Origin of the sequence: Novipirellula artificiosorum (assembly GCF_007860135.1) — a bacterium.
Classification (GTDB): Bacteria; Planctomycetota; Planctomycetia; order Pirellulales; family Pirellulaceae; genus Novipirellula_A; species Novipirellula_A artificiosorum.
Genome location: NZ_SJPV01000015.1, coordinates 94,149 through 109,360 on the forward strand (window position 1 = coordinate 94,149; position 15,212 = coordinate 109,360).

The following is a 15,212-nucleotide window of genomic DNA, read 5'->3' on the forward strand; positions in this document are numbered from 1 at the left end:
AACCGCGCCACAGCGCAGCAGACATCACACCGATGTATTGAGACTGGAGTGGCGCGGAGCGAGTGAAGGCCGGATGAGCTAAGCCGCGCGTCGATACGATCGAAGCAAACCACCGAGGCGCTCGGTCGTTTCGATCTCAGCATCCATATCAGGCGGTCTGATCATTGGCACGATCAGTTCGTTGCACAAACCCTGGTGATTTCTTTCAGTGTGATAATGCGTGACGAAAGAGCGAACAGCTTTGCGCGTTGCGGTCTCGCCAAAGAGAATCAGTTTGTGAAGGCATTCGGATTTCAGCGATCCGAAAAATCGCTCCAGGTGCGCGTTTGCATGAGTCGTCAACTGCACCTGATTTGGTCGGTGACGAAAGAACTTTCACGATCACGCATCCGTTTCATCCGCTTAGGGGATGTCGGTTTGCGTTGGTGAGGCATCGAAAGAACTGCCGGCAACTGCTCGATAACAAGTGAAAATAGCTCCTGCCAGCAATGATGGGACACCGGAGAGATGCCTCGAAAACCTCCTGCGCACGCTTCCGCCGGATGAGCCAAAAAACCTAGGTGCGCAAGAGCCTCAGCAAGCTTACACCTTCGCAAAAATCGGACAAGCGACGCAGTCCCCCCATCTCCGAGAAGGTCGTGCAGTTTTTAAGTTGTGACTGCTGAAGTGTTTAGGTACCCAACCACCCCTGCCCGCGCAGCGGGAGGGGTCGAGCGCAGCGAGGGGGAGGGCCGGTATAGAAACCGTGCTGGAATTTCATGTTGTAATCGCAGCCCGTTTTCCCTCTCCCTCGCTTAGGCTCGACCTCTCCCAGAGGGAGAGGTAAATCTTGTAAGTCTTTTTCAATCAACAACTTAAAAACTGCCACGACCTGTCCAACGCATGGAACACATTCGGACCAGGAGCCAAAAACATATCACCGGATTAGGATGTGGGGTACAACGAGCCGCGCAGCGGGAGGGGTCGAGCGCAGCGAGGGGGAGAGTAAAGAGAAAGCCGTACCACGCAATCTATTTACCGAACGTCCCGAGCAGCCAATCAAGGGATAACGGAGTCAGGGTTGTTCGACGATTCGCTAGCGAGTGGCCGTTCGCATCTTCAGGTTTCGCTGTTTTACGAACTGGTATTCGTACAGCCGCACAGGAGCATTTGTGAGTGTTTAGGTTGGATAGGTTGAGTTTGCCGGATCGGTTTCCCTTGAGGACTCGCGCGATTTTGATCGAGATGCGGCTTCCAGCGGATCGATACCACCGATTGGTGTCTCGATCGACCCACCGTGAATCGAAAGTCGTGTGCACAGCTCGCCAGCGGACCATCATGCAGATCCTTCCATTTCAAGGCTTCCGACGTTTGCGTCGCAGTTCACCATCTCTCCTTGGCGTCGCGGTGGCAATCATGCTCTCCGCGTCCAGTCCTGCGCAGGATCCAGCTCGCAGCGCGGTTCAAAACGATTCATTGAGTGATTTGATTCGCCATCATTTGGTGAGCGAGTCGAGTGAAACTTCGCCACATCCAAGCCCCGACCGCAACACGTTTGAGGGCAACGAGCAAGCCGAATTCGGCGTGATCGCGGAGGGCCTTACCGATCAACTGCTCGATCGCGAACAAGCACAGGTCGGCGAGGCGGCCGAAGCGGGGCGAGCGGAACTGCGAGGTCAGCAATTGGCGGCGCTGCGCAAGCCGATCACCGACATTGGGGTGGAGGGATCCACCAAAGCGGTGGTCGTTCCCGTCAACCAAGCCAGACAACTCGAGTCCGGGTCGGAGGTTTGGATCGCGTCGCTGGGGCTGCCGGTTGCGATGCCCGATCGATATTCGGCTGCGTTCTGCCACGAGCCTTTGTACTTTGAGCAACTCAATCTGGAACGCTGCGGCCGACACTACGGTTTCTTTCAAAATGCGGTTTCCATGGCTCAGTTCGTCGGTCGAACGGGGCTATGGCCCTACCATTTGGCGGCGACGCCGATGCACCAATGTGTTGCCTCACCAGGCGATTGCTTGGCCTGTGAATCGTTTCCCACCCATGTCAATCCCTTCCCGGTCGATTCGCACGGTGCCCTACTGGAAGCGGCGGCCATTGCCGGATTTATCATCCTGCTACAATAGTTGGGGTGGCCGGACCGGTCGTCGCCTCTTTGCTGCTGTCTCGGGTCTGTGATCCGCTTGTCCATTCGTTGAATCAATGAGGTCTGCCGTTTTTGCAGTCACCCATGCCGTTTTCCTCAACCTCTCCGCTGCCATCCGCGCTGCCTCGTGACCGCCGCTACGAACAGGGGGGGTGGTTGCTTCTGGCATCGTTGTCGATGTTTTTCATCAGCAGTGTCTTGCTGTATGGTCTCTATGCCTACGGGCGGCGCGATGATCCGCTTTCGCTCGTTCCGTTGCCGAAGGCGTTCTTGCTCAGTACCGTGCTGTTGGTCGTGACCAGCGGGCTGCTGCACGTGGCCAGCCTAACGATTCGTCGCGAGAAACGCTGGCGAACCGCTGGATTGATCGCGATCAGCGCGGGGGTTGCCATAGGATTCCTGCTGGTACAGTTCCATGCGATGAACGAAACACTCAATGGTCCTGCGCTTCGGGCAGGCAATGGGAAGGGGTTGGCAGGCATGGTAGCCGTCTTGGTTTTCTTGCATGCCTTGCACGTCGCCGGTGGCATTCTTGCTCTAGGGATTGTCTTTCTTCGGACCGTCTTGGGAAAATACGATCACGAACGGTATTGGCCGGTTCGCTTTGCTGCCCATTACTGGCATTTTCTCGATCTTGTTTGGCTTTGCATGCTGGCATCGTTTTGGTTGACCGCTGGCAGTTGGGGGTAGTCTCTCTCTACCTGCGCGACCTTCCCAGCGGAGAAGGTGTGTGTACAAAAGTACATTTTTTATAGAGCAAATCATTTGACGGATCCTTGCGGGTGCGGTAAAATGTCTCGGTCAGCTGTTTTGCAACGGGTTTGACCTTGCAAAATCGCTGAACGATGTTCCCTCCCCCTCTCAAAGTTCAAACCTAAATTCGACGAACGTCTCGTTCGGTTCGTTTTTTGATTGGTCACTTCCCTCCCGCTTTCCCCACGCCCCTCATCAGTTTCGTGTCGAGTAGCGAACCGTTGGCTGTTGTTCCTTAACAACGCGTACCATGGTCGCACGCTTGCGAATCTATCGGCAAGACGTTTCTGTCAATCCCATCTACCAAACGCTTTCTCAATTGGAGAACCCTCGTGATGCGTTGTTTCGGAAATCCTCTCAGCCGTCGTGGCTTCCTCGCTGCGGGAACTTTGGGCGGCCTCGGGCTGACGCTGCCTGAGTTGCTGATGCGGCAGGCAGCTGCCGAGCAAAAGAGCTACGACTTTGTCGAGCCCAAGGCGAAAAGTGTGATCCACATCTTCTTGCCGGGCGGATTGGCGCAGCAGGAATCGTTTGACCCGAAACCTTACAGCCCGCTGGAATACCGCGGTGAGTTGCGGACGATCAAAACGAGCACGGGTGAGGAGTTCTGCGAAACGGTGCCGCAACTGGCGAAACGGGCGGACAAATTCAGCATCATCCGTTCGATGTCGCACGGCGAAGCGGCTCATGAACGAGGAACACACAATATGTTCACGGGGTACAAGCCGAGTCCGGCGCTCCAGTACCCCAGTTTTGGAGCGGTGGTTAGCCATGAATATGGACCTCGCAATAACTTGCCGCCTTACGTCTGTATCCCCAATGTGCCGAACGAGTTTGCCGGGACGGGGTACTTGCCGAGCAGTTTTGGGGCCTTCGCATTGGGATCGGATCCGAATCGCAAGGATTTCCAAGTGCGTGATTTGGATCTTGCCGGCGGTATTGACCAAGAACGATTCCTGCGTCGCAAAGCGGCATTGGACGTCGTCAACCGAAACTTCGTCTCGGCAACTCCTGCGGACAATGTCCAAGCCATGAACACGTTTTATCAACGTGCCTACGATTTGCTTGACACGCCCGCGGCGAAAGCGGCCTTCGACATTTCACAAGAGGACGCGAAGATGCGCGATCGGTACGGTCGTAACGATGCGGGTCAGCGGATGTTGATGGCACGTCGGTTGGTCGAAGCTGGGTCGCGGTTGGTGACGTTGACCTATGGCAGTTGGGATATGCATCAGAACATCACGGGCAGCATCCGCGGGCAAATGCCCGCACTTGATAGCGCCGTCTCCGCACTGCTCGACGATTTGTCGGAGCGTGGCATGCTGGACGAGACGCTTGTGATGATGACGAGTGAGTTTGGTCGAACGCCAAAAATTAACGCGGACGCGGGCCGCGACCATTGGCCCAAAGTGTTTAGCGTCATGTTGGCTGGCGGCGGTATCAAGGGAGGCATGATTCACGGGGCATCCGATTCGACCGCCGCAGAGCCTGAGGAAGACGCCGTCTCACCCGCGGATTTGGCAACCACCATGTATCGGTTGTTGGGCATCGTCGCAGACAAAGAATTGATGGCGCCCGGAGATCGACCGATTGAAATTGTCGATGGTGGGAAACTGCTTCAACCCCTGATGGCGTAGTCCTCTTCGAACTTCCTTGCAAAGAGCTATGAACGTGATTCAAACACCATTCTATCAGACGTTGTGGGTGTCGCTGCTCAGTTTCGCGGTCGCGCCGTCGGCGCTCGGTGCCTTTCCGGTCGTCGAAAGACTCAGTCCGTTGGGGGTTCGGCGCGGTGAAGAAGCTACGGTGGTCTTCCAGGGCAAACGATTGAAAGATGCCCACCAATTGCTTGCGGACGTTCCTGGCATCACGATCCTCGACGTCAAACCGGTCGACAACCAGTCGGTCGAAGTGCGGCTGAAGACCGATCCAAGCCTTGCACCGGGGTTGTATCCGGTGCGTTTGGTGACCCAGTCCGGTATCGCAAATCTGCGTTTGCTGGGCGTCGGTAATATGCCGGTGGTGCAAGAAACCGAACCCAACAACGATTTTGCCAATCCACAGCCGGTCGAGTTGAACACGACGCTCGAAGGGGTTGTCGATCGGGAGGACGTCGACCTTTATCAAGTGCAATTGAAAGCGGGCCAAACCCTGAATGTGGAGATCGAAGGGATCCGTTTGGCGTTTTCGCTGAACAATCAAAACATTCTTGACCCTTACATCGCGATTCTCGACCAAGGTCGCTTCGAGTTAGCAACCAGTGATGATTCGGCACTGCTACAACAGGATGGTGTTTGCTCTTTCACGGCGACCGAAGACGGAACGTACACGGTTTTGGTTCGCGACAGCGCCTTTGGTGGCAATCCGATCTGTGGTTACCGTTTGCACCTCGGTACCTTTCCACGTCCGATCGCGACGATACCAGGCGGTGGCGTGCCTGATTCGACATTGCATGCCAAGTTGGTTTCGCTTGACGGTTCGATCCGTGAGGCATCGGTGCAGCTACCCAGTGGCCGGCATGAACAATGGCCGGTTGTGACCGAGGACCCGCAGGGGATTTCGCCGTCACCGAATTGGATCCGCGTGAACGATTTGCCCGTCGTGATGGAAACGGAACCCAACAATGATTACCGAAAGCCACCGACGGTCACAGCGCCGGCGGCACTTTGCGGCGTGATCGGAGAAGAGAACGACTATGATTGTTTTGGGATCCCATGCAAGAAGGGAGAACGATACCGAGTCACGGTGTTTGCCCGAGCCGTGCTGCGTTCGCCCCTCGATGCGGTGCTGAACGTGTTTGGGCCCGATCACAAAACGCTGACTTCTTCGGACGATGTTGCGGGCAAGATGGATCCGTTCCTGGAATTCGCGGCGGCTGCCGACGGGATGCATTCGATCCGGATCTATGATCATTTGCGCGGTGGCGGTCCGAGTCATCACTATCGGATCGAAGTGACTCGTGTTGAAGCGGAATTCGATTTGTCGTTGAACGAGCTGCGTCGCGATGAGGCTCAAGTCGTCTCGGTGCCGATTGGGGGTCAGACTGCGATGATGGTTACCGCAACACGCCGCGGCTACAACGGTGAAATCAATATGGAATTGGCCGGTTTGCCGGACAACGTGACCGCGACCCCCTATCCGATCCCAGCGGGCCGAGCAGAAATCCCCGTCTTGTTGACGGCGTCGGCGGATGCGACCCATGACGCGTCCTTGTTTGAGATTGCCGGGGTAGGGAACCAAAAAGACGCCGTGGTGATGGGCGAGCTGAGCCAAACGCACAAGTTGGTGCTGGGTCAGAACCGTCGCGGCATGTGGGATTATCGCACCGATCGTGCGGCGATGGCCGTCACGGATGCCGCTCCCTTTCAAATCGAACTGATCCAGCCGAAAACCCCCATCGTACGCAGCGGCAGCAAGAGCTTGGTGGTGCGGATTGTTCGTGATGAAGGCTTCGATCAAGAGGTGACGTTGCGTGCGTTGTATAGTCCGCCTGGCATCGGCATCAACAATAGTCGCAAGATCGACAAGGGGAAAACGGAAGTGGAGATCCCGATCACGGCGAATGGCAGTGCGGCGCTTGGAACTTGGCCCTTGGTCATGATCGCAGGCTATCCCAGCAACAACGGATCGGCGGAAATCGCTTCAACACCAATCATGCTGGAGATTCAGGACGCGCTGTTCAAATACAACTTCCCAAAATCGACCGCGGAAACAGGCTCGGAAGCGGTGGTCGCGGTCGAGGTCGAAGTGCTGCGTGATTTGCCGGGTGAGGCCGAAGTCCAATTGGTGGGCATTCCCAACGGAGTGACCAGCCCGGCGGCGATCCAGAAACTGACGAAGGAATCGACAACCGTGACGTTTCCGATTCTTGTCGCGGCGGATGCAAAGACCGGGAATCACAAGACGTTGAATTGCCAATCTCGGGTCAAAGTCGGCGACGAAGTGATTGTCCAAACCAACGGAACGGGCGAAATTCGCATCGATAAGCCATTGCCCCCCAAGGTCGATGACAAGCCGAAACCGGTCGCGCCGCCGAAGCCCGCGGAAGCGAAACCGGCGGCGCCGAAGCCGCTCAGCCGACTCGAACAGCTTCGGCAAATGAAACAACCGTAATGGACCCCATAAGGCTACGAACCATGTGCGCCATCCTTGAGCGTTATCTTTTGATCTTCGGGTTCGCATTGTCGTTTTCGGCGATCGCGTTGGCCAAGGCACCGGAATCGACTTCGCCGCCGAAGAACGCCCCGCATCAGCCCGACATCGCGGTTTATCCAACCGAGATCAAACTGGGGTCGTCCCGAGACTTTCAATCGTTTGTCGCCGTGCTGCGACGTGACGATGGGATCACTGAGGACGCCAGCGAGCGAGTGGATTGGTCGATTGCCGATCCGTCGAAAGTCAAACGCGATGGCTTCTCGTTGTTTCCGCTTGCGGATGGAAAAACAGAATTGGTGGCTAACTATGCGGGAAGTGAAGTCAGGATCCCGATCACGGTTTCGGGGGCGACGGTACGGCCCGAAATCAGTTTTACCAAGGACGTGATGCCGGTGTTGACCCGATCCGGTTGCAATACCGGATCGTGTCACGGCGCGGCTCGTGGGAAAGACGGATTCCGGCTCAGCTTGTTTGGTTTCGACCCCGCAGGCGATTACTTTCGCGTCACTCGTGAAGTGGGCGTGCGGCGGATCAACTTAGCGGTTCCCGAAGAGAGTTTGTTCCTGAAGAAGGCAATCGGAGCGGTTCCGCATACAGGGGGCAAGTTGTTTGATACCGATTCGGACTATTACGCAACGATTTTGGAGTGGTTGCAAAAGGGTGCCAAGGAGGATCCGGCGGACGCGATGCCGCCTGCGGTCGAGTCGGTTTCGATCTTGCCTCCGCAAGCGGTGATCGAGGGCGAGGGGTCTCAGCAGCGATTTGTTGCGGTGGCCCGTTACGCCGATGGAACGACGCGAGATGTCACTCGGCTTGCCGCCTTCAGTTCGAACAATTCGGGGACGGCACAAATCGATGATGTCGGAGTGGTCACCGCCGGCCGTCGTGGTGAAGCGTTCGTGATGGCTCGGTTTGACACCCACACCGTTGGCAGCCAAGTGCTTGCGCTGCCGACTGATTTGCAGTACACCCCGCCACCGATTGAAGGCGATTACATCGATCGGCTAGTGGGCAAGAAGTTGCAGCAGTTGCGGATGCTGGCGAGTGGCCGGTGCAGCGACGAGGAGTTTCTCCGGCGTGTCACCGTTGACATCACCGGGCTACTACCGAGCGAGCAAGAGTACGCACAATTTGTTGCCGATCCCGCACCGAACAAGCGAGCGGAATGGGTCGATCGACTGCTTGAGCGAAAGGAGTTCAGCGAAATTTGGGCGATGAAATTCGCTCAGCTCTTGATGATCAAGAGCAGCAATCAAGTCAGTTACAAATCGGCGTTCTTGTATGCGAATTGGTTGACCGACAAGTTTGCCCGTAACGTTCCGATCGATCAAATGGTTCGCGAGTTGCTGACCAGCACCGGTGGCACCTTTACGTCGCCAGCAACGAATTTTTACGAAATCGAACGTGATACGCTGAAGACCGCCGAGAATGTGGCTCAAGTTTTTATGGGCATTCGGACCCAATGTGCGCAGTGTCACAACCATCCGTTCGACCGCTGGACGCAGAACGACTATTACGGGTTCGCGTCCTTCTTTTCCCAAATCGGCCGCAAGCAAGCGGAGGATTATCGCGAACGGATTGTGTACAACCGGTTTGGCGGCGAGGTCAATCATCCTCTTTCGGGCAAACCGATTCCGCCGAAATTTCTGGGCGGCGAAGCCCCCGAAACCAGAGGCAAGGATCGCCGTGAGGTGTTAGCCGATTGGTTGACGAATCCCGAAAACCCATTTTTTGCCAAGTCGATCGCCAACCGCATTTGGGCTCACTTTATGGGGGTTGGGTTGGTTGACCAAGTCGATGATATTCGAATCAGCAATCCGCCGAGCAACCCCGAGTTGTTCGATACGCTTGGGGAAAAATTGGTCGAGTACCAGTTCGATCTCCGTTCGCTGGTCCGCGATATTTGCAACAGTGACGCCTATCAACGAAGCAGCATTCCCAACGACACGAACGCTCACGATTCTCGCAACTATGCATACGCGGTTGTTCGCCGGATAGCAGCAGAAAGTATGCTTGATTGCATTTGCCAGGTGACCGAAGCGCCCGACAAGTTCCGCGGACTACCGATCGGTGCCAGCGCAGTTCAAATTGCCGATGGCGCGACGTCGAATTATTTTCTTGATACGTTTGGTCGGTCTCCAAGAGCGACCGTGTGTGAATGTGAGGCATCAACCTCCCCATCGTTGTCACAGGCGCTACACCTGCTCAACGGCAATTCGGTAAGCAATAAGATTCAACAAGGCAAGGTGGTCCAGCGTTGGATGAAAGAAGAGGGGCTGTCCAACGATCAAGTGATTGAGCGGATTTTTGTCCGTTGTTTGACGCGTCAGCCCACCAGCGAAGAACGCGAACAATTGCTTGCAGAGCTGCCTGCCGAAGGAGATCCTGCGACCGCATTGATGGATGTATTTTGGGCGGTGCTCAATAGCCGCGAATTTGCATTCAATCATTAGAGAGTTTCTTTCGTCCCGAGTGGCTCGGATCACCGACCGCCGCTTTCGTTTCTCGCAGAGCGTTTGTTTATTCCATCTTGATGGCTACCATGAATCGTTACTTTCCTGCATTCGCGATCCTTGCATTGGGTTCGCAGTTCCTAAGCGCCGACGACAAAATTACTTTCGAAGACCATGTCAAACCGGTCTTTCGCCAGCATTGTTTGAGCTGCCATAACCAAGGGGAAAAGAAGGGGGGGCTGGCGCTTGATTCCTACTTGGCGGTGATCGAAGGCGGGGGGAGTGGCGAGGTCGTCTACGATGACGGCGATGCGTCGGGCAGCCGAATGTGGCAATTGATTAATCACGATGACACCCCCGTGATGCCGCCAAATCAGGACAAAATCCCCGCCGAGCAGCTGGCGGTGATCCGCAGTTGGATCGAAGGAGGCATCCTTGAAGATTCCGGTTCCAAGGCGAAAGCGAAGAAGAAAAACTCACTGGAATTTGTTGCCTCCTCGGGCGGCAAACCCGATGGTCCCGCTGCGATGCCGGAAACCGTCCCGCAACAAGTGCCGGTGGTGACCGATCGCGCGTCGGCCATCACGGCGATTGCGGCCAGCCCTTGGGCGCCGTTGGTGGCGGTTGCTGGCCAGAAGCAAATCGTACTGTATCAGATCGATACCGGTGAACTGCTCGGAGTCTTGCCTTTTGACGAAGGGGTCGCTCAATCCTTGCGGTTCAGCCGCGACGGCAGCTTCCTGATCGCCGGGGGCGGTACCCATGCGTTGCAAGGGGTCACTGCGATCTATGACGTGAAGTCGGGTCAACGTGTCGCGACGATCGGGGATGAGCTTGACGTCGTGTTCGACGCCGATGTGAACAACAACATGACGCGTGTTGCGTTGGGAGGTCCGCAGAAGATGCTGCGAATCTATGACGCAACCGACGGTGAGTTGGTTTTTGATCTAAAAAAGCACACCGATTGGATCTATGCGATCGCCTACAGCCCCGATGGTGTCTTGGTCGCGTCGGGTGATCGGTCCGCTGGTTTGTGTTTGTGGGAAGCCGAGACCGGGCGTCTCTATATGGATTTGCCAGAACACAAAGCTGCGATCAATGCCGTCGCATGGCGTGATGATTCGAATGTGATGGCAAGTGCCAGCGATGATGGCACGGTCAAAATTTGGGACGTCAACACGGGCAAGGCGATCAAGTCGTTCGGAGCTCATGGTGGTGGGGTGACCGATGTGGCGTTCGATCACGAGGGCCGCATCGTGACAGCGGGAAAAGACAAACGCGTGAAGCTGTGGGACCAAAACGGTAATCACGTCCGCGACTTCGTCCCGGTGTCCGAGCATGTCTTGGAAGCGGTGGTTTCCTATGATGGAAAACGCGTTGTATATGGTGATTGGTCAGGTCGAGTGCTCAGTGCATTGACCGAGTCCCCCGATACGACTCAGCCCCTCGCTGCAAATCCACCACCCGCGGCGGAGCGAGCAAAGCAGGTCGAGCAGCAGTTGACGTTGATCCGGAAGCGAGTGGCCGAGGCCCAAGTCGCCTGGGATGCCGCCACCGTTGCTGTCACGCAGGCACAGAAGCCGATCGACGTACTTCGCTCGCAGATTGCAGCAAGGGAAGCGGAAGCTGCTGCAGCGACCGCGACGGTCGAAGCCGCGAAGAAACGGATCGAGGTGATCGAGCCGCGATTGGCCACCCTAACCAGCCAAACACGAGACAGCCATGATCTGGTCATCGCCGCTCGGTTGAAAATGAAGGACGACCCGACGCAAAGTGAACTCGTTGCCACAGCCGAGCAAACGCTGGCGGAGGAATTGGCAGAGCTGGCCAAACTGCGTCGCGAGCGAACAACCGTGACCGAACAGATTACGGCCCAGACGCGACTCGCCGCCATGAAAACCACCGAAGCCGCAACGGCTGCGGAGTCATTGCCTGCGATGCAGCAAAGGCTCGAAAAGGCGCTGCAAGCGGCTCGGCAGACCCAGGCTGCGGTCGAGGCGGTCACACGCGAAGCGGGCCGCGCTGAGCAGAAGCTTGCGACGCTGACGGCGGCCAACTAGGATGCCTCTCGAGTGCTGGCTTGACTCTTAAGCCCTGTTTTTTCAGCGCATTGATTCGCATTGCTGTGGCACCGTTTTCTCAGACGCTTAAGCTAGGGAAACCTCCATAATAGGGATCCATCATGTTTCGATTTGTTGTCGTCCTATCGGTCCTGTTTTTGCAAGATGGTTTGACGGCCTCACTGGGGGAGGATTCAAACCAGCGGCCAAACATCATCGTGATCATGGCAGATGACCTTGGTTATGGTGATGTCGGCTGCTACGGTGGGACCGCAGTACCGACCCCAAGTATCGATCGCTTAGCCGCCGAGGGAATGAGGTTCACCAGCGGCTATTGCAGCGCTTCAACTTGCACGCCCACGCGGTACTCCTTCTTGACCGGCACCTACGCATTCCGCGTCCCAGGGACGGGTGTGGCGCCGCCGAATGCCGCCGCTTTGATTCCAGCGGGGACCACGACCATTGCGTCACAGTTGAACGAGGCGGGTTATGCCACCGCAGTGATTGGCAAATGGCATTTGGGGCTTGGTGAAAAGGGGAAAGGCCCCGATTGGAACGGTACGATTAAGCCAGGGCCCCTGGAATTGGGTTTCGATCATTGTTTGTTGCTACCCACGACAAACGACCGAGTCCCGCAAGTCTACGTTGCGGATCATCATGTTGAAAACTTGGATCCTGAGGATCCGCTCTGGGTCGGTAACAAGAAACCTTTCCCCGAATATCAATCGGGCGTCGAACTTCGCGACAGTCTTCGGTTTGACTCGATGCACGGTCACCGCGATACCGTCTACAACGGAATCGGTCGAATTGGTTTCTACACGGGGGGGACCGCGGCGAGGTTTTTGGACGAAGATTTGGCCGACCGTTGGGTTGAACACTCCAAGGCATGGCTGACGCAGCACAAGAACGAGCCGTTTTTCTTGTTCTTTTCATCGCATGATATTCATGCCCCGCGAGTGACCCATCCAAGGTTTGAAAACGCGGGCACAACAGGACCACGCGGCGACATGATCGCAGAACTCGATTGGTGTGTAGGTCAATTGATTGATCATGTCGAAGAGCTGGGGCTTACCAAGCAAACGCTGTTCGTCTTCTGTAGTGACAATGGTCCCGTTCTCTGTGATGACTACCTTGACGGTTCCGTGGAACATCTTGGTTCCCATGACCCGAATGGTCCGTATCGTGGTGGTAAATACAACGTGTTCGAAGCCGGTACACGTACGCCACTGATCACTCGGATGCCGGATGTCATTCCCGTAGGCGTCAGCGATGAGATGGTTTGCACGATCGATCTGGCTGCTAGTTTTTCGAATCTCGTAGGGCAACCGATCCCCAAGGATGCGTGTCTTGATAGTCTTGATCAGATCGACGTGCTGTTGGGACACAGCGGAGCGGTTGGACGTGAGTTTCTCGTCGAGCAAGACAACGGCGGTAGCGGAAACTTTGGTCTTCGCGTGGGGCATTGGAAGTTGGTTCGCTGCAAGACAAGCCGGATGCTCAACACCGGTTTGCGGATGAGCTGGAATGCGTCGCCCCCACTTGCTTTGTATGACCTAAGCAATGACCCAGGCGAGACGAGCAATGTGATCGACACGCATCCGGAAATCGGCCAGCAACTTGATCAACGTTTACAACAAATCATTGACGAGGGTCGGACCCGGTCAACTCCATCGCTTTAGAGCGTTTCACGATGTGCGAATCGCCACCCCTGACGCGAGCCTCGTTTTCCAACAATAGATTGCATCGATGAACCCTCCTGCTACTTGCCAGACCTGCGGCGTTGCGCTGAGCGAAGGAATGGATTCTATTTGCCCTCAATGCCTTGTTCGTAATGCTCAAAAACAATCGTCAGCCGACGCGGACTTGGCAGCGACACAAGAACATCTGGGCTCATCGAGGGCACGTTTTGACGTGCCCAGTGCTGAACAACTTGACGCTCTGTTACCTGGCATTCAGGTCGCGGAGTTGATCGGTCATGGAGGCATGGGAGCCGTCTATCGCGGTCGGCAAATCAATTTGGATCGAGACGTAGCGATCAAGATTCTTCCGCGTGAAATCCAATCGTCCGGCCAATTGGGTGAACGTTTTCAGCGAGAAGCGCAGACATTGGCAAAGCTGCATCATCCCAACATTGTTTCGGTATTCGACTTCGGGAATATTGAGGGGCTGTACTACTTTGTGATGGAATACGTGGATGGTGTGACGCTGCGTGAAACCATTCAGTCGGGAAGCGTCACACCCGATGCAGCGTTGAAGATGATTCCTGTGATTTGCGACGCATTGCAATTCGCGCACAGCCTTGGTGTGGTCCACCGTGATATCAAGCCAGAGAACATCCTGATCGACCACCGTGGTCAGATCAAAATTGCTGATTTTGGATTGGCCAAATTGGTCCATCGCGATGAAGACGCAGCGGAACAGCTCGAGCTAACTGGCACCCAACAGGTGATGGGAACAGCCAAATACATGGCTCCCGAACAGATGACGACCAGCAAGACGGTGGATCATCGCGCTGATATCTACTCGCTTGGAGTTGTGTTTTATGAGTTGTTGACCGGTGAAACACCGATTGGTTGGTTCCAGCCGCCGTCAAAAAAGGTGGCCGTCGATGTTCGGTTGGACGAAGTCGTGTTACGAACGCTCGAGTCAGAGCCCGAACGACGCTACCAGCAAGTCAGTGAAGTCAAAACGGCAATCGAGAACTTGTCATCTTCGACGCCATTCGGTGCCACGCTCGATAACGCCTCCAAATCTAAAAATGGCGGTTTCGGCAGTGTCCAGCTACACAAGTTGCTGGACGTGACCGAGTCACACTACCGATGGCTACATAGTCTCAGCACGATCTTCGGGCTTGGCGTGCTTCCGGTGTTGGGCTTCGTTCTCTATCGAACGATTTCGCCAATTGTCGGATGGGCAGTCCTTGTCGCTGCGATCGCCACCGTCGTCTATTCCATTCGAATCAAACGTCACCAAGTCTTCGACGCCGAATACAAAGGGCACACGATTCGACTGGACAACAGTGGTACATTTGCTGAGAAACTCTATCTCGATGACGGCCTCGTCCGCACCGGCGGCTTTGGCTCGAAAATGGAGTTTCGATTCCCAATCAAAGCAGGCGAAGGAACCGGAGACGAAATCATTGTCTGGCTCGACGCCGGCTTCTCCACGATACGCTGCCGCATTGAGGTGGAGTCCAAGCCGGCCTGAAACGCGCTCTTTCCGCCAACGGGAAAAGTGTTGGCGAACCACTGCCACTTTGGCGAAACAACTAAGAGTAGGCGAGAGGGCCGACTCTTAGACCATTTCCTTCAAGCCCTTGAGCGGGCGAATCGAAAGCTTCTTGCTGGCTGGCTTTGGCTTGAGCCAAATTTCGCTTCCGTCGGCGGGGTTACGGCCCTTACGCTTCGGCTTTGCCGGAACGTCCTTGAGGATGATCTTGCAGAGACCAGGAATTGCGAATTGGCCAGGGCCTCCCTTGACGAGAGCCTTTTCAATTTCAACGGTCAATGCATCGAAGACGGCGGCGACGTCCTTCTTCGTCAATTCAGTGGCTTCCGAAATGTTCGCCAGGATTTGGGTCTTGGTCGGGGCCTTTAGCGGTGCGGCTTTTGCCATGGTACGACAACCTTTTCAGATGACGGTAGGAGTAAATGGTATGGAGCATC

General features: G+C 55.7%; 10 protein-coding genes. 8 read left to right on the forward strand and 2 right to left on the reverse strand.

The window, feature by feature from the left end:
- Window positions 1-78 precede the first annotated feature (78 nt).
- On the reverse strand, window positions 79-348 hold the full coding sequence (locus tag Poly41_RS35825; RefSeq protein WP_146530743.1) for an integrase core domain-containing protein: 270 nt from the start codon (window positions 346-348) through the stop codon (window positions 79-81).
- Window positions 349-1,317: 969 nt separating this feature from the next.
- Here Poly41_RS35825 and Poly41_RS28375 point away from each other — a divergent pair.
- The 8 genes from Poly41_RS28375 (at window position 1,318) to Poly41_RS28410 (ending at window position 14,754) form a co-directional block, all read left to right on the forward strand.
- Window positions 1,318-2,106 carry a hypothetical protein gene (locus tag Poly41_RS28375; RefSeq protein WP_146530744.1) on the forward strand — a complete coding sequence of 263 codons (789 nt, stop codon included), beginning with the start codon at window positions 1,318-1,320 and terminating at the stop codon, window positions 2,104-2,106.
- Between the two features lie 104 nt (window positions 2,107-2,210).
- Window positions 2,211-2,816, forward strand: a complete 606-nt coding sequence (locus Poly41_RS28380) for a cytochrome c oxidase subunit 3 (RefSeq protein ID WP_231616015.1) — start codon at window positions 2,211-2,213, stop codon at window positions 2,814-2,816.
- A gap of 398 nt (window positions 2,817-3,214) precedes the next feature.
- Complete coding sequence (locus Poly41_RS28385) at window positions 3,215-4,516, forward strand: DUF1501 domain-containing protein (RefSeq protein ID WP_146530793.1); 1,302 nt, start codon at window positions 3,215-3,217, stop codon at window positions 4,514-4,516.
- A 28-nt stretch (window positions 4,517-4,544) separates the two neighbouring features.
- A complete protein-coding gene (locus Poly41_RS28390; protein WP_146530745.1) occupies window positions 4,545-6,992 on the forward strand; it encodes a PPC domain-containing protein in 2,448 nt (815 codons plus the stop codon).
- A 23-nt stretch (window positions 6,993-7,015) separates the two neighbouring features.
- The gene (locus Poly41_RS28395; RefSeq protein ID WP_146530746.1) at window positions 7,016-9,487 is read left to right on the forward strand and encodes a DUF1549 and DUF1553 domain-containing protein; all 2,472 of its coding nucleotides are present in this window, start codon (window positions 7,016-7,018) and stop codon (window positions 9,485-9,487) included.
- An 80-nt stretch (window positions 9,488-9,567) separates the two neighbouring features.
- Window positions 9,568-11,547, forward strand: a complete 1,980-nt coding sequence (locus Poly41_RS28400; RefSeq protein ID WP_146530747.1) for a c-type cytochrome domain-containing protein — start codon at window positions 9,568-9,570, stop codon at window positions 11,545-11,547.
- A 122-nt stretch (window positions 11,548-11,669) separates the two neighbouring features.
- Window positions 11,670-13,226, forward strand: coding sequence for a sulfatase family protein (locus tag Poly41_RS28405; RefSeq protein WP_146530748.1), 1,557 nt, complete (start codon window positions 11,670-11,672; stop codon window positions 13,224-13,226).
- Window positions 13,227-13,293: 67 nt separating this feature from the next.
- A complete protein-coding gene (locus Poly41_RS28410; protein WP_231616016.1) occupies window positions 13,294-14,754 on the forward strand; it encodes a serine/threonine protein kinase in 1,461 nt (486 codons plus the stop codon).
- A gap of 87 nt (window positions 14,755-14,841) precedes the next feature.
- Here the strand turns inward: Poly41_RS28410 and Poly41_RS28415 are convergent, their stop codons facing one another.
- Entirely contained in the window at window positions 14,842-15,162 is a 321-nt protein-coding gene (locus Poly41_RS28415; RefSeq protein ID WP_146530749.1) for an HU family DNA-binding protein, read from the reverse strand.
- Between the last annotated feature and the right edge of the window lie 50 nt (window positions 15,163-15,212).